At 65.0% G+C, this 24,742-nt stretch carries 26 protein-coding genes; 5 read left to right on the top strand and 21 right to left on the bottom strand.

Annotated elements, in window-relative coordinates:
• Positions 1 to 208: 208 nt before the first annotated feature.
• From rbsK to BRPE64_RS06750, 6 genes are all read right to left on the bottom strand, one after another.
• A complete protein-coding gene (rbsK, locus tag BRPE64_RS06775; RefSeq protein ID WP_016345319.1) occupies positions 209 to 1,135 on the bottom strand; it encodes a ribokinase in 927 nt (308 codons plus the stop codon).
• Between the two features lie 42 nt (positions 1,136 to 1,177).
• Entirely contained in the window at positions 1,178 to 2,212 is a 1,035-nt protein-coding gene (locus BRPE64_RS06770) for a LacI family DNA-binding transcriptional regulator (RefSeq protein WP_044041322.1), read from the bottom strand.
• A 222-nt stretch (positions 2,213 to 2,434) separates the two neighbouring features.
• Positions 2,435 to 3,424, bottom strand: a complete 990-nt coding sequence (locus BRPE64_RS06765) for an ABC transporter permease (protein ID WP_016345317.1) — start codon at positions 3,422 to 3,424, stop codon at positions 2,435 to 2,437.
• On the bottom strand, positions 3,425 to 5,071 hold the full coding sequence (locus tag BRPE64_RS06760) for a sugar ABC transporter ATP-binding protein (RefSeq protein WP_016345316.1): 1,647 nt from the start codon (positions 5,069 to 5,071) through the stop codon (positions 3,425 to 3,427).
• A gap of 221 nt (positions 5,072 to 5,292) precedes the next feature.
• The gene (locus BRPE64_RS06755) at positions 5,293 to 6,255 is read right to left on the bottom strand and encodes a sugar ABC transporter substrate-binding protein (RefSeq protein WP_016345314.1); all 963 of its coding nucleotides are present in this window, start codon (positions 6,253 to 6,255) and stop codon (positions 5,293 to 5,295) included.
• Between the two features lie 438 nt (positions 6,256 to 6,693).
• On the bottom strand, positions 6,694 to 6,975 hold the full coding sequence (locus BRPE64_RS06750) for a hypothetical protein (RefSeq protein WP_016345312.1): 282 nt from the start codon (positions 6,973 to 6,975) through the stop codon (positions 6,694 to 6,696).
• 277 nt (positions 6,976 to 7,252) lie between these two features.
• Between BRPE64_RS06750 and BRPE64_RS06745 the strand changes: the two genes are divergently transcribed.
• The 3 genes from BRPE64_RS06745 to BRPE64_RS06735 all read left to right on the top strand — a co-directional run bounded on the left by BRPE64_RS06745 (position 7,253) and on the right by BRPE64_RS06735 (position 9,280).
• Positions 7,253 to 7,549, top strand: coding sequence for a PsiF family protein (locus BRPE64_RS06745; RefSeq protein WP_016345311.1), 297 nt, complete (start codon positions 7,253 to 7,255; stop codon positions 7,547 to 7,549).
• A 255-nt stretch (positions 7,550 to 7,804) separates the two neighbouring features.
• Positions 7,805 to 8,287 (top strand): hypothetical protein, encoded by a 483-nt coding sequence (locus tag BRPE64_RS06740; protein ID WP_044041321.1) that lies wholly within the window; start codon positions 7,805 to 7,807, stop codon positions 8,285 to 8,287.
• Positions 8,288 to 8,689: 402 nt separating this feature from the next.
• On the top strand, positions 8,690 to 9,280 hold the full coding sequence (locus BRPE64_RS06735; RefSeq protein ID WP_044042033.1) for a BPSL1445 family SYLF domain-containing lipoprotein: 591 nt from the start codon (positions 8,690 to 8,692) through the stop codon (positions 9,278 to 9,280).
• Positions 9,281 to 9,398: 118 nt separating this feature from the next.
• On the opposite strand, the gene BRPE64_RS06730 is transcribed toward BRPE64_RS06735, so the two are convergent.
• The 10 genes from BRPE64_RS06730 to mltG form a co-directional block, all read right to left on the bottom strand.
• The gene (locus BRPE64_RS06730; RefSeq protein ID WP_044042032.1) at positions 9,399 to 10,469 is read right to left on the bottom strand and encodes a glycosyltransferase family 4 protein; all 1,071 of its coding nucleotides are present in this window, start codon (positions 10,467 to 10,469) and stop codon (positions 9,399 to 9,401) included.
• A 293-nt stretch (positions 10,470 to 10,762) separates the two neighbouring features.
• The gene (gene otsA, locus BRPE64_RS06725) at positions 10,763 to 12,148 is read right to left on the bottom strand and encodes an alpha,alpha-trehalose-phosphate synthase (UDP-forming) (RefSeq protein WP_016345307.1); all 1,386 of its coding nucleotides are present in this window, start codon (positions 12,146 to 12,148) and stop codon (positions 10,763 to 10,765) included.
• Between the two features lie 101 nt (positions 12,149 to 12,249).
• Positions 12,250 to 13,491: a mechanosensitive ion channel family protein gene (locus BRPE64_RS06720; protein WP_016345306.1), complete on the bottom strand. Its 1,242-nt coding sequence runs from the start codon at positions 13,489 to 13,491 to the stop codon at positions 12,250 to 12,252.
• Positions 13,492 to 13,648: 157 nt separating this feature from the next.
• Positions 13,649 to 14,005 carry a Rap1a/Tai family immunity protein gene (locus BRPE64_RS06715; RefSeq protein WP_016345305.1) on the bottom strand — a complete coding sequence of 119 codons (357 nt, stop codon included), beginning with the start codon at positions 14,003 to 14,005 and terminating at the stop codon, positions 13,649 to 13,651.
• Positions 14,006 to 14,111: 106 nt separating this feature from the next.
• Positions 14,112 to 14,861, bottom strand: a complete 750-nt coding sequence (locus BRPE64_RS06710) for an ankyrin repeat domain-containing protein (RefSeq protein ID WP_044042030.1) — start codon at positions 14,859 to 14,861, stop codon at positions 14,112 to 14,114.
• Positions 14,862 to 14,940: 79 nt separating this feature from the next.
• Positions 14,941 to 15,726 (bottom strand): TatD family hydrolase, encoded by a 786-nt coding sequence (locus BRPE64_RS06705; RefSeq protein WP_016345303.1) that lies wholly within the window; start codon positions 15,724 to 15,726, stop codon positions 14,941 to 14,943.
• Positions 15,727 to 15,736: 10 nt separating this feature from the next.
• Positions 15,737 to 16,264 (bottom strand): GNAT family N-acetyltransferase, encoded by a 528-nt coding sequence (locus BRPE64_RS06700; RefSeq protein ID WP_016345302.1) that lies wholly within the window; start codon positions 16,262 to 16,264, stop codon positions 15,737 to 15,739.
• 20 nt (positions 16,265 to 16,284) lie between these two features.
• Entirely contained in the window at positions 16,285 to 17,325 is a 1,041-nt protein-coding gene (locus BRPE64_RS06695; protein ID WP_016345301.1) for a DNA polymerase III subunit delta', read from the bottom strand.
• Positions 17,326 to 17,337: 12 nt separating this feature from the next.
• Positions 17,338 to 17,958, bottom strand: a complete 621-nt coding sequence (tmk, locus tag BRPE64_RS06690) for a dTMP kinase (protein ID WP_044041320.1) — start codon at positions 17,956 to 17,958, stop codon at positions 17,338 to 17,340.
• Entirely contained in the window at positions 17,958 to 18,968 is a 1,011-nt protein-coding gene (gene mltG, locus BRPE64_RS06685; RefSeq protein ID WP_044042028.1) for an endolytic transglycosylase MltG, read from the bottom strand. Before mltG ends, tmk begins: the two co-directional genes overlap by 1 nt.
• Before the next feature lie 152 nt (positions 18,969 to 19,120).
• On the opposite strand from mltG, the gene ygfZ reads away from it, so the two are divergent.
• Both ygfZ and BRPE64_RS06675 read left to right on the top strand, forming a co-directional pair.
• Positions 19,121 to 20,107: a CAF17-like 4Fe-4S cluster assembly/insertion protein YgfZ gene (ygfZ, locus tag BRPE64_RS06680; RefSeq protein ID WP_016345298.1), complete on the top strand. Its 987-nt coding sequence runs from the start codon at positions 19,121 to 19,123 to the stop codon at positions 20,105 to 20,107.
• Positions 20,108 to 20,119: 12 nt separating this feature from the next.
• Positions 20,120 to 20,953 (top strand): NRDE family protein, encoded by an 834-nt coding sequence (locus tag BRPE64_RS06675; protein ID WP_016345297.1) that lies wholly within the window; start codon positions 20,120 to 20,122, stop codon positions 20,951 to 20,953.
• A gap of 3 nt (positions 20,954 to 20,956) precedes the next feature.
• On the opposite strand, the gene BRPE64_RS06670 is transcribed toward BRPE64_RS06675, so the two are convergent.
• From BRPE64_RS06670 to BRPE64_RS06650, 5 genes are read right to left on the bottom strand one after another with little or no spacing between them, the layout of a single operon-like run.
• Positions 20,957 to 21,910 (bottom strand): alpha/beta hydrolase, encoded by a 954-nt coding sequence (locus BRPE64_RS06670; protein ID WP_044042027.1) that lies wholly within the window; start codon positions 21,908 to 21,910, stop codon positions 20,957 to 20,959.
• A 60-nt stretch (positions 21,911 to 21,970) separates the two neighbouring features.
• Positions 21,971 to 22,828 carry an SDR family oxidoreductase gene (locus tag BRPE64_RS06665; RefSeq protein WP_016345295.1) on the bottom strand — a complete coding sequence of 286 codons (858 nt, stop codon included), beginning with the start codon at positions 22,826 to 22,828 and terminating at the stop codon, positions 21,971 to 21,973.
• Positions 22,829 to 22,854: 26 nt separating this feature from the next.
• Entirely contained in the window at positions 22,855 to 23,859 is a 1,005-nt protein-coding gene (locus BRPE64_RS06660; protein WP_016345294.1) for an NADP-dependent oxidoreductase, read from the bottom strand.
• Positions 23,860 to 23,900: 41 nt separating this feature from the next.
• Positions 23,901 to 24,380 carry a PaaI family thioesterase gene (locus tag BRPE64_RS06655; RefSeq protein WP_044041319.1) on the bottom strand — a complete coding sequence of 160 codons (480 nt, stop codon included), beginning with the start codon at positions 24,378 to 24,380 and terminating at the stop codon, positions 23,901 to 23,903.
• Between the two features lie 5 nt (positions 24,381 to 24,385).
• Entirely contained in the window at positions 24,386 to 24,688 is a 303-nt protein-coding gene (locus tag BRPE64_RS06650) for a Dabb family protein (RefSeq protein WP_044041318.1), read from the bottom strand.
• Between the last annotated feature and the right edge of the window lie 54 nt (positions 24,689 to 24,742).

Below are 24,742 nucleotides of genomic sequence, written 5' to 3'. Positions count from 1 at the left end.
CGGCCGGCGCGCGCTGCGAAGCGCACCCGCCGATGACGATCGCGCGGCCGATGCGCGTCGCCGTATCCGTCGAAAATGCGGACAGACGACATCGCCCGTCCGCTAGCGATGTAAACGGCGCGAAAGCACGGACACTTAAGGGGAATTATTTCGTATGAAGAGAAAACGGCGCGACATTGCGCGCCGTTCTTCAACGAACATTGAAAAGTTATGCGGAAATTTCGCTGCGGTGCGGAATGGACGGCTGCGCGCCCTCGCGCGTCACGGCGATTGCCGCCGCGCGCTGGCCGAACGCGATGGCGTCCCGCACGGCCGAGCCGCGCGCGAGTTCCGCCGCGAAACCGCCGATGAACGTGTCGCCGGCGGCGGTCGTATCGACGGCTTCCACTCTCGGCGAGGGCATATGCACGCCCGCCTCGTCTTCGCCGTCCAGCAGCGCGAGCACGCCTTGCGCGCCGAGCGTGACGATCACATTGCGCACGCCCTTCGCCTTCAGCGCCTGTGCGGCGCGGCGCGCGTCCTCCGGTGTGTCGATTGCGACGCCCGACAATGTGGCCGCTTCGAGTTCGTTCGGAATCAGGTAGTCGATCAGCGGGAACCAGTCGGGCGGCAGCTTGCGGGCGGCGGGTGCGGGATTGAGGATCGTCGTGCGCTGCAGGCGCCGGCCGGCGGCGAGCGCGGCGCGCACCGTGTCCGTCGGCGTTTCGAGCTGGCAGACGATGACATCCGCGCGTGCGAGCAGCCCTTCCTGCGCCTCGACGCTCGCGGGCGTCACTTCGGCGTTGCTTCCCGCGACGATGACGATCGCGTTCTGACTCGCGTCATCGACGATGATCAGCGCCACGCCCGTCGGCGCGCTGGCGCTCGTCGCAAGCGCGCTGCAGTCGATGCCCTCCGCTTCCAGGCTGCGTTTGAGCGTCGCGCCGTTCGAGTCGTCGCCGACGCAGCCGATCATCGCGACCTGCGCGCCCAGACGCGCCGCCGCCACGGCCTGATTGCCGCCCTTGCCGCCCGCGACCTGCGCGAACGCGTGCCCGGCGAGCGTCTCGCCCGGCTTAGGCAGGCGCGGCGCGCGCGCGACGAGATCCATGTTGAGGCTGCCGACCACGGTCACGCGACCCATTGCTTCGCCCATCTTGCTCGTTTCCTCTCGGTCAACCTTCGTTTATGCGTACATTCAGGCGCTCGTGCCGCGTGCATGACGACGCGATTCCGGCACGACCGCCGTCGACTCGCGGCGCACGAGGCGCGGCGCCACGACGCGGCGGCGCGTTGTCCCGGCCAGCTTGCCGGTGATGCGGTCGATCAGCGTCTGCGCGGCCATTTCGCCGAGCGCACGCACCGATTGCCCGACCGTCGACAGCGCCGGATACGTATAGCGCGACAGTTCGACATCGTCGAAACCGATGATCGAGCAATCCGCAGGCACGTTGATGTGACGCTCGGCCGCCGCACGCAGCGCGCCGATGCCCATCATGTCGTTGCACGCGAAAATCGCGGTCGGTTTCATGTTGTCGAACAGTTGCGAGGCCGCGGCGTAACCGCCCGTCGCGGAAAAATCGCTCTGTACGATCGCGTTCGGCTCGATCTCGATACCGCGCTCGGCCATCGCGCGAATGAAGCCGTGCAGGCGCATTGCCGAGACGGCGGTGGCCACCGGCCCCGTGATGCAGCCGATTTCCGAATGCCCGAGTTGCAGCAAGTGCCGCGTCGCGAGATACGCGCCCTTTTCGTGGTCGATCTGCACGAGGTCCGACTGCAAGCCCTCGATATTGCGATCGACGATCACGAGCGGTTCGCGCGCCCCCGCGAGACATTGCGCGAGCACCGAGTCTTCACCCGCCGACGCGATCACCAGCCCGTCGATGCGCTTCTCCTGCAGCACGCGCAGATAGCTGCGCTGCTTCGCGGGATCGTCGTCCGAATTGCAGAAGAATACGCAATAGCCGTTCTTCGCGCAGCCGTCCTCGACGCCGCGCGCGAGCTCGGCGAAATACGGATTGGTCGCGTTCGGCACGAGCAGGCCGATGGTGGCCGTCGAACGCGCCTTGAGCGAGCGCGCCACCGCCGAGGGCACGTAATCGAGCTCGAGAATCGCCCGCTCGACTTTCGCGCGCACATCGGCCGATACCGGCCGCGAATTGTTCACTACGTGGGATACCGTCGTAAACGACACCCCGGCAATGGCTGCCACGTCTTTGATCGTCGCCATACATCGTCCTTCGCTATGCTTTGGTCCAATTGCTTTTATTGGTCGTAAGGCGTTCGGCGCGTCATGCTCTTACTGCGCCGTGTACTGCTTCCCCGCGCCCTGCTTGCTTCATCGATGCCGCTCGTGCCGCTTTTGTTGCGGCTTATCGCGGCTCTTGTCGCTACCGTCGGCGGCCTCTTCGCCCCGTGCGAAGCGTGCCGTCGCCGTCTCCCGATTTTTCCGTCAAACCCGCTTTCGTCTGCTGCGATACGTATCCAGCACCACCGCCACCACGATCACCGAACCGGTAATGATGCGCTTGGTCGGCTCGTTCGCGCCGATTTGCGCGAGACCGGCCGCCAGCACGGAGATGATCAACACGCCGAAAAACGTGCTGATCACCGAGCCGCGCCCGCCCATCAGGCTCGTGCCGCCGATCACCACCGCAGCGATCACCTGGAGTTCGAGCCCCGAGCCCGCGTTCGGATCGGCCGCCTCCAGCCGCGAGATCTGGAACAGCGCGGCGAGGCCCGACAGCGCGCCCATCAGCGCGAAAACGATCACCTTGTACGGCCGCGGATTGACGCCCGCGAGCCGCACGGCTTCCTCGTTCGTGCCGATCCCTACGAGATATCGGCCAAAAACCGTCCGGGTCAAGACCAGATGCGCAATTATCATCACCGCGACCGCGATCAAGAACGACGGCGAGATGCCGAACGCGATCGGATTCGACAGGAAATCGAACGCATCGCCGATATACGCCGTGCGCGAGTTCGTCATCTGATACGCGAGCCCGCGCGCGCCTTCCAGCACGCCGAGCGACACGATGAACGACGGAATGCGCCACGCCACCGTCACGAGGCCGGTCACCGCGCCGGTCAGCGCGGCGGCGGCGAGCCCGATCAGCGCGGCGGGAAACGCCGGCCAGTGCCACTTGAGCGCGGCCACGCTCACGACCGATGCGCCCAGCGCGAGCACCGAGCCCACCGACAGATCGATGCTCGCGATGATCAGCACGAACGTCATGCCCACCGACATCACGACGAGATCCGGAATCTGGTTCGCGATCGTGCTGAACGTGTCGTAGGTCAGGAAGTGCGAACTCAGCACCGAAAACAGCGCGATCATCGCGGCAAGCGCGCCCGCGAGTCCCAGGTAGTTCGAGATGCCCAGCCGCGTGCCGACGCCTTTCGTGGTCTTCGGCGCATCGGCGGGCAGGTTTGCTTCGCTCATTCAATGCTCCAGGTTGTCTTCGGGCGCTTTCGCATCCGGTGCCTTCGCATCCGGCGCTTTCGCATCCGGTGCCTTCGCATCCGGCGCGATCGGCTCGTGCAGGATCGCCTCGCGCTTCGCGTAACCGGCGAACGCCGCGGCGAGCAGCGCGTCCTGCGTCCAGCTGTCGCGCTCGAACATGCCCGTCATGCGTCCCGCCGACATCACGCCGATCCGGTCGCAGATCAGCATCAGCTCGCGCAGATCGCTCGACACGACGACGAGCGCGCGTCCTTCGCGGGCGAGCGCGCCCATCAGCCCGTAGATGTCGAACTTCGCGCCCACGTCGATGCCGCGCGTCGGTTCGTCGAACAGCAGCACGGAGCAATCGCGCGCGAGCCAGCGGCCGATCACGACCTTCTGCTGATTGCCGCCCGACAGTTCCGACACCGCCTGCGCCGGCCCCGACGTGCGGATGCGCATCGCCTCGATCTGCCGTTGCGCGAGCGCCGCTTCCCGGTGCGCGTCGACCACGCCGTGACGCGACACCGCGCCCAGATTGCCCAGTGAAACGTTCGCGGCGATGGGCAGCGTAAGCAGCAGGCCCTCGCCCTTGCGGTCCTCCGTGATCAGCGCGATGCCTTCGTTCACCGCATCCGCGGGCGATTGCACCGTCACGCGGCGCAGCGGCTGCCCGTTGCGCGCCACCGATACCGTGCCTGCATCCGCGCGATCCGCGCCGTAGATGAGGCGCATCAGTTCCGTGCGGCCCGCGCCGATCAGCCCGCTCACGCCGAAAATCTCGCCCGCGCGTACGTCGAACGACACGTCGCGTACCACGGGCGCGCGCGTCATGCCTTCCACCTTCAGCGCGACGCCGCCGATCCGGCGCTCGCCCAGATCGATGCGCTCGCCGATCTCGCGTCCGACCATCAACGTGACGAGCCGGTCGCTCGTGAGTTCGTCCATCGGGCCGAGATGCACGAGGCGTCCGTCGCGCAGCACGGCCGCGCGCTCGGCGATGCGCCGCAGTTCTTCGAGCCGGTGCGAGATATAAACCAGCGCGACGCCGCGCGCCTTCAGCCGCTCGACCTGCTCGAACAGCAAGTCGACTTCGCGCGCGGTGAGCATCGCGGTGGGTTCGTCGAGGATCAGCACGCGGCAATCGCCGATCAGATTGCGCGCGATTTCGACCATCTGCTGATGCCCGATGCCGAGACTGCCGACGAGCGTATCCGGATCGATCGCGTCGAGCCCGACCTGCGCCATCGCGTGGCGGGCGTCTTCGGCCAGGCGCTTGCGGTCGATCCAGCCGAGCGGTCCCAGCGCGCCCGTGCGCGGCAGACGGTTCAGAAACAGATTTTCCGCCACCGACAAGGTCGGCAGCAGGTTCAGCTCCTGCATCACCATGCGCACGCCGAGCGTTTCGGCGTCAGAGCGGCTGCGCGGTGCGTAGGGCCGGCCCGCGAGCGTCATCGTTCCGGTGGTCGGATCGGTGAGCCCGCCGACGATCTTCGACAGCGTACTCTTGCCCGCGCCGTTCTCGCCGGTCAGCGCGAGCACTTCGCCGGGCACGAGTTCGAGCGACACGTCCGCCAGCACCGGCTCGACATATGTCTTGCCGATGCCCGTCACCGTCAGCACGTTTGCATCGTTCGATCCGGTCATGGGCGCTTCAAGTCTCGCTGGATATCCTCGCGGGTGGTCTGTGCGCGGCTTCGGCAGACGTGCGGCGCGCAGGTTCGCGCCGTCTGCCTTTCGCGCTCGTCAGCGTTTTATCGGCACGCCGGCCGCAAACTTGAGGTTTGTTGCGCGAGGCTGCGCACTAAAGCACTAAAGCACTAAAGCACCAAGGCACCAAGGCACCAAAGCACCGCCCCGCGCCATGCTTACTTCGTCACGAGATCGACAGGCGTTTCCACGACCTGCGAAAGCTCCGACTGCTTCTTGTGGCCGGAAATCGCCTTCAGCGCGACATCGATACCGAACACCGCCTGCTTCGCGGCGTACTGGTCGGCGGTCGCGAGCACGCGGCCGTCCTTGAGCATCGGCTTGATTGCGTTGATGTTGTCGAAGCCGACCACCTGCACCTTGCCCGCCTTGCCGGCCGCGCGAATCGCCGACACGGCGCCGATCGCCATGTTGTCGTTGTCGCACAAAAGCGCCTTCACGCCCGGGTTCGCGTTCAGAATCTGCGACGCGACCGCGTTGCCCTTGTCGATTTCCCATTCGCCCGACTGCAGCGCGACCACCTTCATGCCGCCCGCGTCCATCGCGTCCTTGAAGCCCGCGCTGCGCGCCTGCGAGTTGGTGGTGGTCGTGACGCCTTCGATGATCGCGACGTCGTCGCCCTTCTTCAGCCGCTGGGCGAGATAGTCGCCGACCTTCCTCGCGCCCTTGCGATTGTCCGGTCCGACGAACGGCACGTTCAGGTTTTTCGACTTGAGCACGTCCGGGTCGAGCCGGTTGTCGATATTCACGACGATAATGCCCGCGTCCGCCGCCTTCTTGATCACCGGCACGAGCGCCTTGGAATCGGCGGGTGCGATGATGAGCGCATCGACCTTCGAGACGATCATCTGCTCGACGATACGGATCTGCGCGGCCGTATCGGTTTCGTCCTTGATGCCGTTGGTGATCAGATCGAACTGGCTGGCGTTATGCGCCTGATACTCCTTCGCGCCGTTTTCCATGGTCAGGAAGAACTCGTTGGCGAGCGACTTCATGACGAGCGCGACCTTCGGCTTGCCCGCCGTCTGCGCGAATGCGGAGCTCGAGGCGAACGGCAAGGCGGTGCAGGCGGCAAGCGCGACGGCGGCCGACAGAACGCGTCGGCGGATGGTTGGGTTCATGCGGATCTCCAGTGCTTTCGTTTTGGTTTGTCTGGTCGTGCGTGCTGCAGCAAACTTGAGCGTGGCGTTTCGATCCGTCTGCGCGAGTGGTACAAGCGTGACACGAGCGGGCGCGAGCGCCCTGTCGCGCCTGCGCTTCGCCTGGTCTGGTTTCGTGTGCCGTCTGCCTGCGCACGCCCTCGCCCCGCGGTTCCAACGTTTGCTCGCCGTCGATTCTCGTTGGTGAGGGGCGCAAGGTCAATCGGGCTTACATGTAGAACGTGCGCAAGCGTGCGGTCGCATCGGCTCGCGTGACGGGGACGGCATGCTTCGCTGGATCGAAGCAGCGGATTACGGCGCGAAAGACTCGCGCTTATCGGCCGAACGCCGTGCTAGACGATGGCGCTTTCGGACAGATGCGGGACAGATGCGGGACAGACGACAGACTCGGGACCGACTTCAGAGGTCTTCGACCGACTGCCCTTCCACTTTGTTGTCGATGATCTCGCGCGCGTAGTCGATGCCGGCGCGCGTCGCATCGATCGGGCTTTCGAACGGTTCCTGATCGGGCACGCCGAACATCACCGAGCGGCCGCTGTCGCCGTGCGCGCTGCGGGCGATCGTCACGACGATATCGAAGTGGCGCGGGCCGTCGTCGGGATCGTCGCGCTCCTTTGCGCGCCGCAATGCCTGCACCTTGATCTCGAAGCCTTTGTAATGGTCGGACAGCGGCGTGGACATGGGGCGTCTCCTTTTCGTTGGACATGCATCGAACGATGATACGTCTGCTCTCTGAAGCATGTGTGTCGCGTGGCAACCACGCGCGCGCTTACGATCCGGCGCGCCGCGGCCGGCATTGAAAGCCAGGTGCAAGCACCATTCCCGCGCCTCCCGATTTAACCTTATCCCACACACTGTTCATATTGGGTTTGCCATAATGCGCCGGCGGATACCCGTTTATGCCGCAACTCGGACGCACTGTCGAAGAACAACCGTCACTCAGATCAGGGAGCCTCATATGAAAATCCTAGCCACCGTACTCGTCGCCACACTGAGCCTGACGTTCGGCGCGAACGCAGCATTTGCCGCCAACAGTCAGCAGAGCAAGATGATCGACTGCAACAAGCAGGCGACCGACAAGAAAGGCGACGACCGCAAGGCGTTTATGAAGAGCTGTCTGTCGGCGTCGCCGGCGGCCGCCTCCGCGCCGATGACCCAGCAGCAAAAGATGACCGCCTGCAATCAGCAAGCGACCGACAAGAAAGGCGACGATCGCAAGTCTTTCATGAAGAGCTGTCTCAGCAACAAGGGCTGAGCGTGCCCGGATCGCACGCCGTGCCGGCCGGCGCGGCGTGCGCAGTTGATCGCGTTGATTGATTGCGTTGATTCGTCGCGTATTACCAAGTTACGCAGTCTGCTTGCCGTTATTGCACTGCACCCAAGCTTTCGATTCGCACCGTCGTCTTTTTCTCATAAGATGGCGCGAAGGCGGCCCCTCACGAATACAAGAAATACGCCATCGGCCGCCACCGTTTCGAGCGAAGCCAGAAGCTTCGCATGGAGGCAATGGATGGCATGGAGACATAAAAACCGCTGGTTCAGGCGGTGGCTCGTGGTGATCACATTCTGGTTCGTGCCGGTGCTGATCGTCGCGGTCAACGAAGTGCGCGAGGAGATGGCGTACAACAAGGTCGATCTCCAGAAGTCGCTCTCGACATGGGAGCTGACCGACCCGCAACGCGCCTCGGGCGCGGCGGCGCGCTGCCACGGCGCGCCTGACGAGGCGCAAGCCGCCGGCTGTCCCGCCGACATCCTCGCGGCCAACGCCGCCCGGCATCAGGGAGCGCTCGACGAATACGCGCATCGCAAAGCGACGCTCGCCGATTATCTATGGCATGCCTTCGTCGGCTATTGGATCGTGCCGGCTGCCTTCCTGCTCGTACTGGGCGTTTTGATCGGCGGAATCCGGCGCGCTTTACGGCGCCCGCAACGCGCGGCGTCGGGCACAGCGTCCGCCGCACCCGGCGAAGTAAAAACGACGACCCATTCTTGAAAGCCGGCCGGGTACGGTCGTTGCTACATGGTGTTGCGGATTTCTCGCAACCGCGGCACCGCCTGTCACGAAAATTGTGCTTGCCTGACAGAAGCCGTTCGGGCGAAAAAGCCGAAGTGGCCGGGAACAGTCGAACCTTCGTCCAAGCTGCAATCTTCTGTGCAATGACAACGAAAGTTTTACGTGATTTACCGTTCCTCTGGCGCTTTTAGGGCCTGATTCGGAGTAAGCTTGAAAATCAAGCTTGCTGTTCCCCGAATGGTGCGGAGCCTGAAAACCTTTGCGTGACAAGGCTTCGAGCGCATGGATGAGGCTGGTCTTTATGGAATGCTGTGCTATAACTTGGCGTGCCTCACCCTCCCGCTCTATGGGGTTTCCCAAATTCCACGATGGAGAAAAATGATGCAAAGACGAAACTTCATGCTCAAGTCGACCGCTGTTCTGGCGCTCGGAGGCCTCGCGCTTGCCGGCTGCACCGCGAACAGAAACAGCGGCTCGGAAGCGGCGGCGGGTGCCGCCGATGACCGCCGCTCGATCGACGCCGACGTCGACAGCACCATCCAGCGTCTCTACGCCACCGTAGGCGGTTCGCGTGAGCTGGTCGCGAAGGCGCGTGGCATTCTGGTGTTCCCGTCGGTGATCCAGGCGGGTTTCATCGTCGGGGCGCAGTACGGCAAGGGGTCGCTGCGGGTGGGTGGCAGCACCGTCGGCTATTACAGCACCACGTCGGGCTCGTTCGGCCTGCAGGCCGGCGCGCAGTCGAAGGCGCTGATCTTCCTGTTCATGACGCAGGACGCACTCGACAAATTCCGCAACTCGGACGGCTGGTCGGCAGGCGCGGACGCGTCCGTGGCCCTCGTCAAGATGGGCGCGAACGGCACGATCGACACGACCACCGCGACGAAGCCGGTCGAGGCCATCGTGCTGACGAACGCCGGTCTGATGGCCGATGTCTCGCTGCAAGGCACGAAGGTGTCGCGCATCAAGTACTGAGCACGTATTGAGCGCGGGTTTCCGCGCGCACGGCACGCAATGACCGCCGTGTGATGCGATCTCCGGATCGCATCACACGGCGGTTTTTTGCTTTGAGGCGAAGGCTAGTGTGAGACGGTTAGGGGGTCGATGCGCGGTCGATCAGCTTGAAACGCGCGCGTTTCTGCGCGCGCACGACGGACTGATACGCCTCGAGATATTCCCGCGCCATCCGGTGCGAGGTGAAGCGCTCTTCGAAGCGTCGGCGCACGCCCTCGCGAGACAACGTGTGCAGACGGTTCACCGCGGCCACCGCGCCGATCTCGTCCTCGACGATGAATCCCGACACGCCCTCGTCCACCACTTCGGGCACCGCGCCGCGATTGAACGCGATGACCGGCGTGCCGCATGCCATCGCCTCGATCATCACGAGGCCGAAAGGCTCCGGCCAGTCGATCGGGAACAGCAGCGCGTGCGCACCCGACAGGAATTCGGCCTTCTGACCGTCGTTGATCTCGCCGACATATTCCACGTACGGCAATTCGAGCAGCGGCGCGATCTCGCGTTCGAAGTATTCGTGATCGGCGGCATCGACTTTAGCGGCGATGCGGATCGGCAGGCCGCAGCGGCCCGCAATGCGGATCGCCGTATCGACGCGTTTTTCCGGCGAGATGCGTCCGAGAAACGCCAGATACTTCTGCTCCACCGGCTGCGGCGTATAGAGCGTGTCGGGCAGCCCGTGATAGACCGTCGTGATCCATTTGGCCTGCGGCAGCGGATGCCGCTGCGAATCCGAAATGGAAATGACCGGCGCGGTGTTGAACGTGTCGAAGACCGGCTGCTGCTCGGGCAGATCGAGACGGCCGTGCAGCGTCGTGACGAACGGCGTGTCCTGACGCTTGAAGAGCGAGAACGAGTAGTAGTCCATGTGGAAATGCAGGACATCGAACTCCTCGGCGCGACGCCGCACCATCTCCATCAACAGCATATGCGGCGCAATACGGTCGCGGATCGCCGGGTCCAGGCGCAATGCGCGCGGCCACACCGGCTCCAGGTTGGCCTTGGTCTGCGAGTCGCCGGTGGCGAACAGCGTGACATCGTGACCTTGCTCGACGAGCGCTTCAGTGAGATAGGACACGACCCGCTCCGTCCCGCCATAGAGCTTCGGCGGCACCGATTCGGTGAGCGGGGCAATTTGCGCAATTCTCATCGTTCTCGTCTCCATGCGGTTCAGCTGCGGCGCGAGCAATACCGTCGCGCGGCGAGCATCGAGTATGACAGCGGGCGTCAAGCGTGGACAACGAGGTTTGCCCTTACGCGTTTTCCTCTCGGCTTGAGGCTCAACGCGCGAGCTAGCCCGCTGCCTGCCGCGCGCAGCGCCGCACGACGAGTTCATTATCGAGTGAGAAAGGCGGCGACGAAGCGCATTCTTGCACTTTCATCGCTCTGTTACAGGCCGGAAACAATCGTTTCGCGCGACGGTTACGGGTGGCGCCGTATCGGTCACGCCTTCGCGTCGCCCCGCAGATCGGCAAGAAAATCGTCGCGCCATACGCCCAGGTTGTGTTTGCGCAGCGCGATCATGTTGGTTTCGTAGCGCTGCTTGCGCTCGGCAAGCGGCATTGCGAGCGCACGCGCTATAGCCTCGCTCGTGCCGACGATATCGTGCGGATTGACCATCATCGCGCCGGTCATTTCGTCGGCGGCGCCCGCGAATTGCGACAGCACCAGCACGCCCGGATCGTCCGGATTCTGCGCCGCGATGTATTCCTTCGCGACGAGATTCATGCCGTCGCGCAGCGGCGTGACGAGCCCAACCTGCGATTCGCGGAACAGCGACATCAGCTTCCAGCGGTCGTAGCGCTGGTTGAGATAGCGGATCGGCGTGTAGTCGAGGCCGGAGTAACGTCCGTTGATGCGCCCTGCCTCGTACTCCAGGTTCTGGCGAATCTGCTGATAAGTCTCGACGTCCGCGCGCGTGGGCGGCGCGATCTGCACGAGCGTGACGTTGCCCCGCCACTCCGGCGACTTCTCCAGGAAATGCTCGAACGCGCGAAAACGCTCGACGAGTCCCTTCGAATAATCCAGCCGGTCCACGCTCATGATGAGCTTGCGGCCTTCGAGGCTTTGCTTCAGGTCCATCACATCCTGACGCGCCTCGCCGCGCTCGGCCTGCTCGGCGATTTCATCGGGAAACACGCCGATGCGATACACGCTGGTCTTGAGCGTGCGGCCGAAGGCTTCGATATGGCCGTCGGGCGTCGCGGTGCCGTGTGCGTGCCGGACGATGTAATCGTGAAACGCGATGCGGTCGCGCTCGGTCTGAAAGCCGACGACGTCATAGCAGCACAGCGATTTGACCAGTTCCTCGTGCGGCGGAATGTTCAACAGAATCTGCGGCGACGGAAACGGAATGTGCAGAAAGAACCCAATGCGGTTCTTGATGCCCGCCGAGCGCAACGCCTCGGCGAACGGAATCAGGTGATAGTCGTGGACCCAGATGATGTCGTCGGGTTCGAGCAGCTTGATCAGCTTGTGCGCAAGCCATGCGTTCACGCGCCGGTAGCCGGCGTATTCGTCGCGATCGTAGACGGCGAGATCGTTGCGATAGTGAAAGACCGGCCACAGCATCGCGTTGGAGAAGCCGCGGTAGTACTGGTCGTAGTCCTTCTTCGGCAGGCCGACGGTCGCGAACGTCACCGCGCCGTCCCGTTCGAGTTTCGGGCCCTGGTTCGCCACGGTTTCGCTCACCACGTCCCCGCTCCAGCCGAACCAGACGCCGCCGCTGTCCTTCAGCGCGCCGAAGACGCCGACGGCGAGCCCGCCTGCGGAGCCCTTGGTTTCGGTCGGCGTGGCGACCCGGTTGGATACGACGACGAGACGACTCATATGCGTTCCTTTCCTCTTCGAATGTGCGGGGCTTCAGGATAACCCTGAATTTATCGACCGGAAAATGCCGTGTGGGTTTCCGCGAATTCCGTCGGCCGGCTTCACCCTCTTTTGCCCGGCGCCGGCGCGGTCGATGCCGCCGCGTGCGCGCGAGCGTCCGGCCCGCCCGGCTCACCGCGGCTTGCAACCGGGTCCGCCGGCGTATTCGCCGTATTCGCGGATGCAGGCTCCGGGCCTGCCCGTTCGAGCGGCGGTGCGAAATCGACGTGGCGATCTTTGTCGGTCGACAAATCTGCCCGCGCGCGCGGCAGATATTGCGGATACGCCGCCTGCACGAAGTTCACGAGCCCTTCGCGCACGCGGCAGCGCAAATCCCAGTTGAGCGCCGAATCGAAGGAACTGACGAGCGCGCGCAGTTGTAGCGCGCGGTCGGTGGCGTCGGTGACTTGCAGAACCTGCACGCGGCCGTCCCATTCCGGCGCGTGGGCGAGAATCCGCTCCAATTCCTCGCGCAGCGGCGCGATCGGCATCCGGTAATCCACATAGAGAAACACCGTGCCGATGATCTGCGAGCTGTTGCGCGTCCAGTTCGTGAACGGATTCTCGATGAACCACTGCAACGGCACGATCAGCCGCCGCTGATCCCAGATGCGGATCGACACATAGGTGCCCGTGATCTCCTCCACGCGTCCCCATTCGCCCTGAATGACGACGACATCGTCGAGGCGAATGGGCTGCGACAGCGCGATCTGCAGCCCGGCGATCAGATTGCCGAGCACCGGCCGCGCGGCGATCCCGGCGACCAGACCGGCAACGCCCGCCGACGCCAGCAGGCTCGCGCCGATCTGCCGCACGCTCGGGAACGCCATGAGCGCCGCGCCGAAACCGATGATCACGATCACCACCATCACCGAGCGCGCCAGCACGCGCGCCTGCGTGTGGATGCGGCGCGCGTTGAGGTTGTCGTCCGTGTCGAGCGGATGCGCCTGCACGATCGCCTCGCCCACCGCGCCCGCCGAGCGCGCCGCGAGGAAGGTGAGCGCGCCGATCAGCGCGACGGTTTCGACATCGCGCAGCACGCCGATCAACGGCAGCGTATCCGGCGCCTCGAAGATCACGAAACCGAGCCCGAGGAAGATCAGCAGAACCAGCGCGGGCGTGTCGATGTAGCGCAGCACGACGCTCATCAGCGGATACGGCCGCGCGATGCGCGTCAGAATGCGCGCGCCGATGCGATGCACGCCCACCGCGACCGCCACGGCAATCGCCGCGACGACCAGCGCGCCCGGCCAGGTGCCGAGCGGCCGTTCGGCCAGGTCGAGGAAGTGATCGAATGATTGCATGAGCGTCGCGGGATCGGCCTCGTGAAAGTGAACACGGCGAGGTGGATACGGCGGTCGCGGCGCGCGGCTGCGCGGGCGGCGCGATGTTGCAATGAACGTTGCGTTGAACGTTGCGTCGGTCTTGGCTCAACGACGACGCCCGGGCATCAAACGAGCTTCAGCGTTCCGCCTTGCAGGGAAACGCCTTGCCCAGGCCGAGCGAGACCATTGTGGTCGCGTTGAAGTCGGCCTTGTCCGGATTGTTCGCGATGTACTTGCGCACCGCGTCCGTGAGCTGCTGCGGCTTCACGTCGGCCGGCAGGCAAAAGTACTGGCCGACCTGCGGCCCGGAAGTTCCGCCGATTGCCTCGATCGTGTTGTAGATGCCGTCCGCCGCGCCTTCGATATACGCCGCGCAGGCGGTGCGCGAGTTGGGATCCGTTTTGGTGCAGAGCTTGTTCAGATCGTTGCCGGTAAACGCGAACGCGCACACAGGCGTGGCGAGAACGCAGGCGATGACGAATTCCCGCAGCATGATCTTCCTTTTATGTTGAGCGGCGGCTTAATTGCAGCGATAGGTGCGGGACGTGCGGCGGCCGCGCCCGACCGCCGCGCGTCCCTGAATGGAAAACTGCGCTGCGCTATTTTGCACCGTTTGGCGCGCTTTGCGCAGCACCGCCTTGCATCGAATCGAGACGCGCCTGCAGGCCCTCGGCGACATCCTTTTCGCTGTACTTGCGCGCGAAGTCGACGGCCGTCATGCCGATCTGATTCTTGATGCGCAAGTCCGCGCCTTCGTCGAGCAGCAGCTTGCAGGTGGACAGATGCCCGCCGCGCGCAGCCATCATGAGCGGCGTCGTGCCATTGGGCGAACCCGAGTCGATATAGGCCGAATGGTCGACGAGAAGCTTCACGATGTCGTCATGACCGTTGGTGGCCGCGTAATGCAGCGGCGTCCAGCCCTTCTTGTTCACTTCGGCATCCTTCGCGATCAGCAGGTTCACGAAGGCGGCGTCGCCGTTGAGCGCGGCGAGCATCATCGCGTTTTCGCCGGCGGGGTCGAGCTTTTCGAGGTCCGTCTTCGGATTGTCGGCGAGCAACTGGCCGACCTTGTCCGATTTCTCGCGCGCCGCGATCACGAGGATCGGCGTGCCGGTGTTGTCGACCGTATTCGGGTCCGCGCCCTGGGCAAGCTGCTTCTTGACCTCCGAGACATCGTCGAACTTGACCGCCTTGATGAGCGAGTCCACGGAGGCGGCCCAGACCGGCTGCGCGACGGCGCACGCGGCGAGCAGCGCGCCCGCGACGAGACCGCGCACGGCGGCGCCCGCTCGCGCGGCGCGCACGGAGGAAACGTTTGGCGCGCACGCCATGGACGAAGTGGAAACCATCGACGAATTGTTCATAAGAGACCTTCGGATTGCCTTGAAACAGGTTTGCGCTCAGGCGGCGGGCCACCCGAGCCGGAGATCACGCCGGCCGCGCGATCTTGAAGAGCCGGAAGAAATTCTCGGTAGTTGCCTGCGCGACGGTTTCTTCCGGCTGCTCGCGCAACTGCGCGATGAAACGTCCGACATAACTCACGTACGCGGGTTCATTCGGCTTGCCGCGATACGGCACGGGCGCGAGATACGGCGAATCGGTTTCGATGAGCAGCCGCTCGAGCGGTACACGCTGCGCGACTTCCTGCACGTCGGTGGCTTTCTTGAACGTGACGATGCCGGACAGCGAAATATGAAAGTTCTGCGCGAGCGCCGCCTGCGCGACTTCCCACGTCTCGGTAAAGCAATGCATGACGCCGCCCGGCACGCCGGCGCGCTCTTCCGCCATGATGCGCAGCGTGTCTTCCGACGACGAGCGCGTATGGATGATGAGCGGCTTGCCGGTCGCGTGCGCCGCGCGGATATGCGTGCGAAAGCGCTCGCGCTGCCACTCCATGTCGGCGATGCTGCGCCCTTCCAGACGATAGTAGTCGAGCCCGGTCTCGCCGATCGCGCACACCTTCGGGTGCGACGCGAGTTCGGCCAGTTCGGCGACGCTCGGCTCCTTCGCGTCTTCGTGATCGGGATGCACGCCGACCGACGCATAGACGTTCTCGTACCGCTCCGCGATGGCGAGCACCGAAGGCAGCGTTTCCAGATCGACCGACACGCACAGCGCATGCGTGACCGAGTGTGCGCGCATGTTGTCGAACACGTCGGGCAGGCGGTCGCCGAGCCCTTCGAAATTGATGTGGCAATGCGAATCGACGAACATCCGGTGCTCCCTAGTGCACTTGCTGCGACGCGGCCCGTTGCGCATCGAGACGCAAGCCGAGAATCACGAGATCGCGCTCGACGCCGTCCAGCACCGCGACGCGCGGCAACGTGCCCCAGATGTCGAAGCCGAACCCGGCGAAAAGCTTCATGCTCGCCTCGTTATGACCGAAGACGAAACCGAGCACGGTATCCACATCGAGCGACGGCGCGCGATCCAGTGCCTCGCGCAGCAACTTCCTGCCGAGACCTTTGCCGCGCGTGCGTTCGTCCAGATAGATGCTGACTTCGACCGTGCGCGCGTACGCCGGACGGCCGTAGAAATCGGAAAAGCTCAGCCACGCGATGATCTCGCCGTGTTGCTCCACGACCCACAGCGGCCGCGCCTGCGGGCTATGCGCCCCAAACCAGGCGATGCGGCTCTCGACCGTGACGGGATCGAGATCCGCGGTGACCTGGCGCGAGGCGATCGTCGAATTGTAGATGGCGACGATGGCGGGCAGATCGTCGAGCGTGGCGTCGCGGTAATCAAGACTCATGGTTGTGCGGATGAATGACGTCAGGCCGTATAAATCCCGCGATACGCGAGAAACAGTTCTTCGAACACGAGGCGCGCGTTGAGCGGATGATTTTCCACGGCGCGCTGCCGCGTGACGGTTTTGATGTAGCGCGCGAGCGCCGCGGGGTCGGCGCTTTGCGCGCAGCGGGCAAGCGCCTTGCCCGCGCCGGGAAAATAGCGCGGCCGGCTCGCCGTGCGTTGCGCGAGCAGATCGTAGAGCCAGCGTTGCAGCCAGCCGAGCACCAGCGGCACCGGCAGCTTTTGCAGATTCTCGCCGCAGGCGAAGGCGTCGCAGTTCGGGCCGGCGGCGAGTTGCGCGAGTGTGAAGTCGCGCAAGGCGCGATTTTCGTCGCTTGCCAGTGCGAGCGCCGCGAGCGGTGCGCCGCCCGCCTGGGCGAGCAGACCGGCGGGATCGTCGACGCCTTGCGCCGCAAGCCATGTCTGCGCGGCGTCAGGTTGCGGGACGCTCATCGGCCACTGACGGCAGCGGCTGATGATGGTCGGCAACAATCGGTCGATGCGCGCCGACACCAGCAGAAACACCACGCCCGCAGGCGGTTCCTCGAGCGTTTTCAAAAGCGCGTTCGCTGCCGCGACGTTCAGCGCCTCGGCCGGATACAGCAGCACGACGCGCATGCCGCCGCGATGCGAGCCCACGCCGCAGAAATCCAGCAGCGCGCGCACCTGCTCGATCTTGATTTCCTTGCTGGGTGTGCGGGTTTTTTTGCCTTCGTCGCCGTCGGCTTTATCGGCGGGGGCGTCGGCGGTGTCGTTGCCGGCGGCCGCAAGACCCGCGAGCGCTTCCGGCAACACGGCGCGATAGTCCGGATGGTTGCCTTGCGAAAACCACAGGCAGGCCGGGCACGTGCCGCACGGCTCGCCGTTCGTGGCGGGGTTCTCGCACAGCAGCCCCTTCGCCAGATGCTGCGCGAACTGAAGCTTGCCGATGCCCGCTTCGCCATGCAGCAGCAGCGCATGCGGCCAGTGTGCGCGCAGTTGCTGCAGGCGCTGCCAGTCGTCCGTTTGCCAGGGGTAGATCATTGTTCTATGCAATCAGATGCTTGCGACCACTTCTTCGAGTTTTTCGCGAATATCGCCGATGCTTCGCGTCGAATCGACGATGAAAAAGCGCTCCGGCGACTCCGCCGCTCGGCGCAGATATTCGCTGCGGGTGCGCTCGAAAAACGCCTCCGATTCGCTCTCGAACTTGTCCGGCGCGCGGGCGGACGAGCGGCGCTCGCTCGCCGTGTCGGTCGGCACGTCGAAAAGCACGGTCAGATCGGGCTGAAAACCGCCCTGCACCCAGCGCTCCAAGGCTTCCAGCTTGTCGCGCGGCAAGCCGCGGCCACCGCCTTGATAGGCGAAAGTCGCATCGGAAAAACGGTCCGACAGCACCCAGTCGCCGCGTGCGAGTGCCGGCTCGATCACCTGCGCGAGATGCTCGCGGCGCGCCGCGAACATCAGCAGCGCTTCGGTTTCGAGGTCCATCGGCTGATTCAGCAGGATGCCGCGCAGCGTTTCGCCGAGCGGCGTGCCGCCGGGCTCGCGCGTCATGACGACCTGACGGCCGTGCGCGGCGAGCCTGGACGCGAGTTGCTCGCGAAACCAGTCCAGATGGGTGGTCTTGCCCGCGCCGTCGATGCCTTCGAACGTGATGAACTTGCCCCGCACCATCATTGACCCCGGATGTATTTGTCGACGGCCTTGTTGTGGTCGCCCAGATTGTCGGAAAAGATGCTGCTGCCGTCGCCGCGGGAAACGAAGTACAGCGCGTTGCTCGCGGCGGGATTGAGCGTGGCGTTCAGCGCGGCCACGCCGGGCAGCGCGATCGGAGTGGGCGGCAGACCCATGCGCGTGTAGGTATTGTACGGAGTGTCGGTCTGCAGGTCCTTTTTCTTCAGACGGCCGCTGTATGTCTGGCCGAGGCCGTAGATCACGCTCGGATCGGTTTGCAGCGGCATGCCCATGCGCAGCCGGTTCACGAAGACCGCCGCGACGAACGGCCGGTCCGTCGCGCGCCCCGTCTCCTTCTCGACGATCGACGCCATGATCAGCGCCTCATAAGGCGTCTTGTAAGGCAGATTCTGCGCGCGCGTGTTCCACGCTTCGGTCAGGTGCGTCTGCATCAGCCGGTACGCGCGCTTGTAGACGGCCAGATCGCTCGTGTTTTTGTCGAAGAGATAGGTGTCGGGGAAGAACAGCCCTTCGGCCGATGCCTTGTCCACTTCGGCCGCGCCGATTGCCCGCAGGAGATCGATGTCGCTCATGCCGGCGGTGTCGTGCTTGAGCGCGGGATTGCCGTCGAGTTCGTTGCGCATTTTCTGCAGCGTCCAGCCTTCGATGACGGTCGCGACGTACTCGTTCACGTCGCCGCGCGCGATCTTCTGCAGCACTTCGTAAGGCGTGATGCCGCTTTTGAAAGCATAGTTGCCCGATTTCAGTTGCGCGGACAGGCCGAGCGCGCGCGTCATCAGCACGAAAAGCTGCGGCTCGACGGGCACGCCGCCGCGATTCAACTGGGCGCTCACGCTGCGCAGGCTGCTATGGGGTTTGATGGTGACGTCGAGTTCGGGCGTCGAAAGCTCCATCGGGCGGTTGGCCCACCACCAGACGCCGCCCGCGACCGCTGCCGCGAGCATCGCGACCAGCACCGCCGCCACGACGCATTTCTTGAAGAAGGTCATGCGAAACACGCTTGAGATAAGACCAATATAATAACTTGCCACCTGCGCGGGAGGCACGGAGTCGTTTCCGTTGCCCGCGCCCGCAACACCGAATGAACCGCCGCGCGCCGCATTCGCGCGCGTACCTAGCCGCATTGACAGCCCGCCACCTCATGAATTCCCACGACACAGCGCCCGCCTCCTCCGATTTCGACGCCGTCAAGACCGGCGGCGCCTACATGCCGCTCACGCAATTCGGAGTGATCGACGTCAAGGGCGAAGACGCCGCCTCTTTTCTGCACAGCCAGATCACCAACGACGTCCAGCATCTCGATGCCTCGACCGCGCGTCTCGCGGGCTACTGTTCGCCGAAGGGACGTCTTCTCGGTTCGTTCCTGATGTGGCGCACGGCCGACGCCGTGCGTCTGCTGATCGCGCGGGACGTGCAGCCCGCCGTGCAGAAGCGCCTGTCGATGTTCGTGCTGCGCGCGAAGGCGAAACTCTCCGATGCGACGCCCGAAGTCGCCGCGGTCGGTTTCGCGGGCGACGTGCGCGCGGCGCTGTCCGGCATCTTCGATGCGCTGCCGGACGGCGTGCACGTGAAAGTCGAAGGCCCGCACGGCGCGCTGATCCGCGTGCCGGATGCGGCGAATCGTCCGCGTTTTCTGTGGGTCGGACCGAAGGCCGAAGTCGAAGCGCATTTGGCCGGTCTCGACGAAAAGCTCACGCGCGTGCCCGAATCGATGTGGGACTGGCTCGATATCCACGCGGGCGAGCCGCGCATCACGCAGGCGACGGTCGAGCAATTCGTCCCGCAGATGGTCAATTTCGACGTGCTGGGCGGCGTGAACTTCAAGAAAGGCTGCTATCCGGGTCAGGAAGTCGTCGCGCGCAGCCAGTATCGCGGCACGATCAAGCGTCGCACGGCGCTCGCCCACGCCGACACGGCGGCGCCCGGCGTCGAGCTGTTCCATGCGGACGACCCCGGCCAGCCGTGCGGTCTCGTCGTCAACGCGGCGCCGGCGCTGGGCGGCGGCGTGGACTGTCTCGTCGAAATCAAGCTGGCGGCGCTGGCGAGCGGCTCGGTGCACGTCGGCGCGGCCGATGGCCCGGCGCTCACCTTCGTGCCGCTGCCCTACGCCTTTCCCGCCGACGTTTGAGACTTCGCACCCATGTGTCTGATCGTCTTCGACTGGCAACCTGCGGCGTCGCAGGACAACGGCCGCGCGTTGCTGACGCTTTCGGCCAATCGCGACGAGTTCTTTCGCCGCGATGCCGAGCCGATGCACTGGTGGACCGACGCGCCGGGCGTGCTCGCGGGCCGCGATCTGACGGGCGGCGGAACGTGGCTCGGCGTTTCGCGCGACGGCCGCTTCGCCGCGCTGACGAATTTTCGCGCGCCCGCCGAGGTGCGCCCGAATGCGCCGACGCGCGGCACGCTCGTGAGCGCGTTCCTCGCGGGCGAGCGCATGGCCCCGCTCGACTATCTCGGGCGCGTGGCGCAGGAAGGTCATCGGTATAACGGGTTCAATCTGCTGTGCGGAGATTTCACGCGGCGCGAGCTCGGCTGGTTCGGCAATCGTGCCGATGCGCCGCCCGCGTTGCTCGATGCAGGCGTGCACGGCTTGTCGAACAGCTTGTTGAACACGCCGTGGCCGAAGCTCGTTGCGCAGCGCGAGGCCTTGTGCGATCTGATCCACGCCGACGAACATCCGTCGCTCGACGTGCTCATCGCAACGTTGCGCGATCCGCGCATCGCTGCTGACGAGCACTTGCCCGCGACGGGCATTTCGATCGAACGCGAACGCGTGCTGTCGGCGGCGTTCATCGAAACGCCGGAGTACGGCACGCGCAGCACGACGGCGTTGCGCGTGAATCCGTCGGCGCACGGTCTGTCGATGGAGATCAAGGAGCGCAGCGACGACGACGGTTCGCATCGCATCGTGCGGCCCGGGGCGTTCGAGCGGGCCTTTGCGTTTGAATTTGCATTCGCAATCGACGGCTGAGCTTTAAGCGAACGCCGCGCGCAGCGCGTTCACGGCGTCCGCATGCGCGTGCGCCACGTCCGGCACGAAGCCGCCCATCTTGAAGAACTCGTGGATCATGCCTTCGTAGCGCGCGAGCGTGACCGGCACGCCGGCTTTTTTCAGCATGTCCGCAAACGCCACGTCTTCGTCGTAGAGCGGATCGTGATCTGCTGCGGCAATCCACGCGGGCGCCACGCCCTTGTAATCCGGCACGCCGCCTGCCGCGTCGAGCGGTGCGAAGCGCCAGTCGTCGCGATCGCGCTCGTCGCGCACGTATTGTTCGAAGAACCACTGTATCGTCTCGCCCGACAGCAAATAGCCCTCCGCCAGCCGCGCGTGCGACGCACTCCGCTGCCACGCGCTCGTGCCCGGATAGATCAGCAGTTGCAGCCGCAAGTCGATGCCCGCATCACGCGCAAGCACCGCGCATACGATCGCGAGCGTCCCGCCCGCGCTGTCGCCGCCGATGGCAAGGCGCGTGGCATCGATGCCGAGCGTCGGCGCCTCGCGCGCGAGCCATTGCAGCGCATCGAAGGCATCGTGGACGGCGACCGGAAACCGGTGCTCGGGCGCGAGCCGGTAATCGACCGAGACGACCGCGCAGCCCGCATCGTGCGCGAGCTTGCGGCACAGCGCGTCGTGCGTCGCCACGCTGCCGACCGTGAAGCCGCCGCCATGCAGATACATCAATCCGGCGCACGGCTCGGCCCAGCTCGGCTCGACCGGCTGATACACGCGTACGCCGATCGTTTCGCCGTCGCGCACAGGCACGCGCATGTCTTCGACGCTGAACATCGGCAGGGGCGCGATATCGAGAATCTGCGCGCTCATTGCGTAGGCGGCGCGCGCCTCTTGCGGCGTGAGCGTGTGATACGGCGGCCGATTGGCCCGCGCGACCATATCGAGGATTTGCGCGATCTTGGGATTGAGCGGCATCGGCGGCATCGATCAAAAAGGCGTCTGGGGGACAGGATGATGCCACGAAGCGCGAGCGTTTCACCCGCGCTTGAACGACATCGGATCGCTCGGGTTGCGCAGTTGCGCGATATCGTCGAGCCGCAATTGCACCGACGCCATGATGTTCGGATGCGAAATCACGTAGAAACGCCCTTCGCGCACGGCATCGAAAGTCAGTGCGGCGATGTCGCGTGCCGAGAGCTTGCCGCCCTCCACCGCCTTCGTCAGTTGCCGCGCCGCGAGCTTTTGCGAGGACGTGTACGGCGTGTCGTTGGCGAGCGCCTCGGGCCGCGAGCGTTCGGCGTTCGCGATGCCGGTCGGCACGAACGCCGGACACAGCAGCGACACGCCGATCGACGACGCACCCGCCAGCCGCAAGTCGTGATAGAGCGTCTCCGTCAGCGCGACGACCGCATGCTTGGACGCGTTGTAGACGCCCATCGCGGGCGCGGCGAGCAAGCCCGCCACCGACGCCGTATTGACGATATGCGCCGGTTCGTTCTGTTCGAGCATGATCGGCACGAACGCGCGCAGGCCGTTCGCGATGCCCATCACGTTCACGCCGAAGACCCATTGCCAGTCGTTCGCGCTGTTCTCCCAGACGAAGCCGCCCGCGCCGACGCCCGCATTGTTGAAGAGCAGATGCACGCCGCCGAATGCGTCGAGCGCGGCGCGTGCGAGCGCATCGACCTGTGCGGCGTCGGCTACGTCCGCCGTGACGCCGATTGCGTCCGCGCCCTGCGCGCGCAGGGCATCGACCGTGGCGGCGAGGCCGGCGGTATCTAGATCGGCGAGCACGAGCTTCATGCCGAGCGCCGCGCCCGCGAGCGCGAATTCCCGGCCGAAGCCGCTACCCGCGCCGGTGATGACGGCGACCTTGCCTGCGAAACGATCCACGCGCGCTCCTTGGGTTAAGCCCCCGGTTAGACGAGCTTCACCAGTTGCTTGCCGAAGTTCTTCCCGCGCAGCAGGCCGAGGAACGCTTCGGGCGCGTTGTCGAGCCCTTCGGCAATGCTCTCGCGAAAATGCAGCTTCTTCGACGCGACGCGCTCGCCGAGTTCCTTGAGCGCCTGCGGCCACACTTCCATGTGTTCGCTCACGATGAAGCCCTGCAGCTTGAGCCGCTGCGTCAGAAGGAATCGCGGCGCCTTGAGCGGCAACGGCGCGCCGTCGTAGCCGGAAATCATGCCGCACAGCGCAATGCGCCCGAACGCGTTCATGCGCGCGAGCACGGCATCGAGCACTTCGCCGCCGACGTTTTCGAAATAGCCATCGATGCCATTCGGCGCGGCGACCTTCAGGTCGTCGTGCAGCTTGCTCGCCTTGTAGTCGACGCACGCATCGAAGCCGAGCGTGTCGACGACATAGCGGCACTTCTCCGCACCGCCCGCGATGCCCACGACGCGGCATCCGGCCGCCTTCGCCAGTTGCCCGACGACGCTGCCCACCGCGCCGCTCGCCGCCGACACGGCGACCGTCTCGCCCGCTTTCGGCTCGATGATGCGGTTGAGGCCATACCACGCCGTCACGCCCGGCATGCCGACCGCGCCGAGATAGGCGGACAGCGGCACGTGCGACGCATCGACCTTGTTGAGGCCGCGTCCGTCGGACGTGCCGTATTCCTGCCAGCCGAACATGCCGACGACGCTGTCGCCCGCCTTGAACGCCGCGTTGCGCGACTCGGTCACGACGCCGACAGTGCCGCCGATCATCACTTCGTTGAGCGGCTGCGGCGCGGCGTAGGATTTGGCGTCGTCCATGCGTCCGCGCATGTACGGGTCGAGCGACAGGTAGTGATTGCGCACGCGCACTTCGCCCTCGGCGAGCGGCGCAAGCGGCGTCTCGACCAGTTTGAAGTTCGACACCGACGCCTCGCCTTGCGGCCTCGAGACGAGCAATATCTGGCGATTGATCTGTGCGTCTGCCATGCGAGTTCTCCTTGACTGATGCATCACTGATGCCGGCGGGTTCAGGCGTCGCTCGGACCGGGCGTGGCCTTGGGATCGGAGCGCATCTTTTGCCGGACGATGTCGCGGCCCACCGCGAGCCGCTTCATGTATTTGAATGTGCCGAGCGCCTTCGCGACGAAATGGCCTTCGCTGTCGCGGATCTCGCCTTCGCAATAGGCCATGGTCGTCGAGCGATGCAGCACGCGCCCATAGCCGCGCAATTCGCCGCGTCCGGGCTGCATGAAATTCACTTTCATTTCGACGGTCACGACGCCGATACCGTCGCCCGCGACGCTGCGCGCGGCGAGCGCGAGTGCGGCATCGAGCAAGGTCATCGTGACGCCGCCGTGCGCGATGCCCCAGGTGTTCAGGTGCGCGTCCTTGAGCGGCATGCGCACTTCGCTTTCGCCGTCGGCGGCCTTGACGAGATCGACGCCGAGCATATCGATGAACGGGCTTTCGATCGAAACGCCGCTCGCGCCGGGTTGGGAAGTGGACATCGCGCTCACACTTCGTAGTCGACGCACTGACGCTCTTCGCGGATCGCCGCGACGAAGTCCTTCAGCGCCTGATGCTTCGGATGAACCTGATAGGCTTCGAGCGCGGCGTGGTCGTCGAAATCCGAGACGAGCACGACGTCGTACGTGCAATCGAAGCCCGGCTGCGCGGTGCCGACTTCGAAGTGTCCCTGCCCTTTCACGATACTGCGGCAGGTTTCGAGTTTCGCCTTCAGTTTCTGCGCGTTCTCGGCGCGGCTCGCGCCCTCGGCGTTTTCCTTCAGTTTCCACATGACGATGTGACGTAGCACGGCGGCTCCTGTGATCGATCGAGAACTGAAGCGTAGCAAAAATCGCCCGGCATC

It is taken from the genome of Caballeronia insecticola (genome assembly GCF_000402035.1).
Taxonomy (GTDB): domain Bacteria; phylum Pseudomonadota; class Gammaproteobacteria; order Burkholderiales; family Burkholderiaceae; genus Caballeronia; species Caballeronia insecticola.
This window is presented reverse-complemented; position numbering and strand designations above follow the sequence as displayed.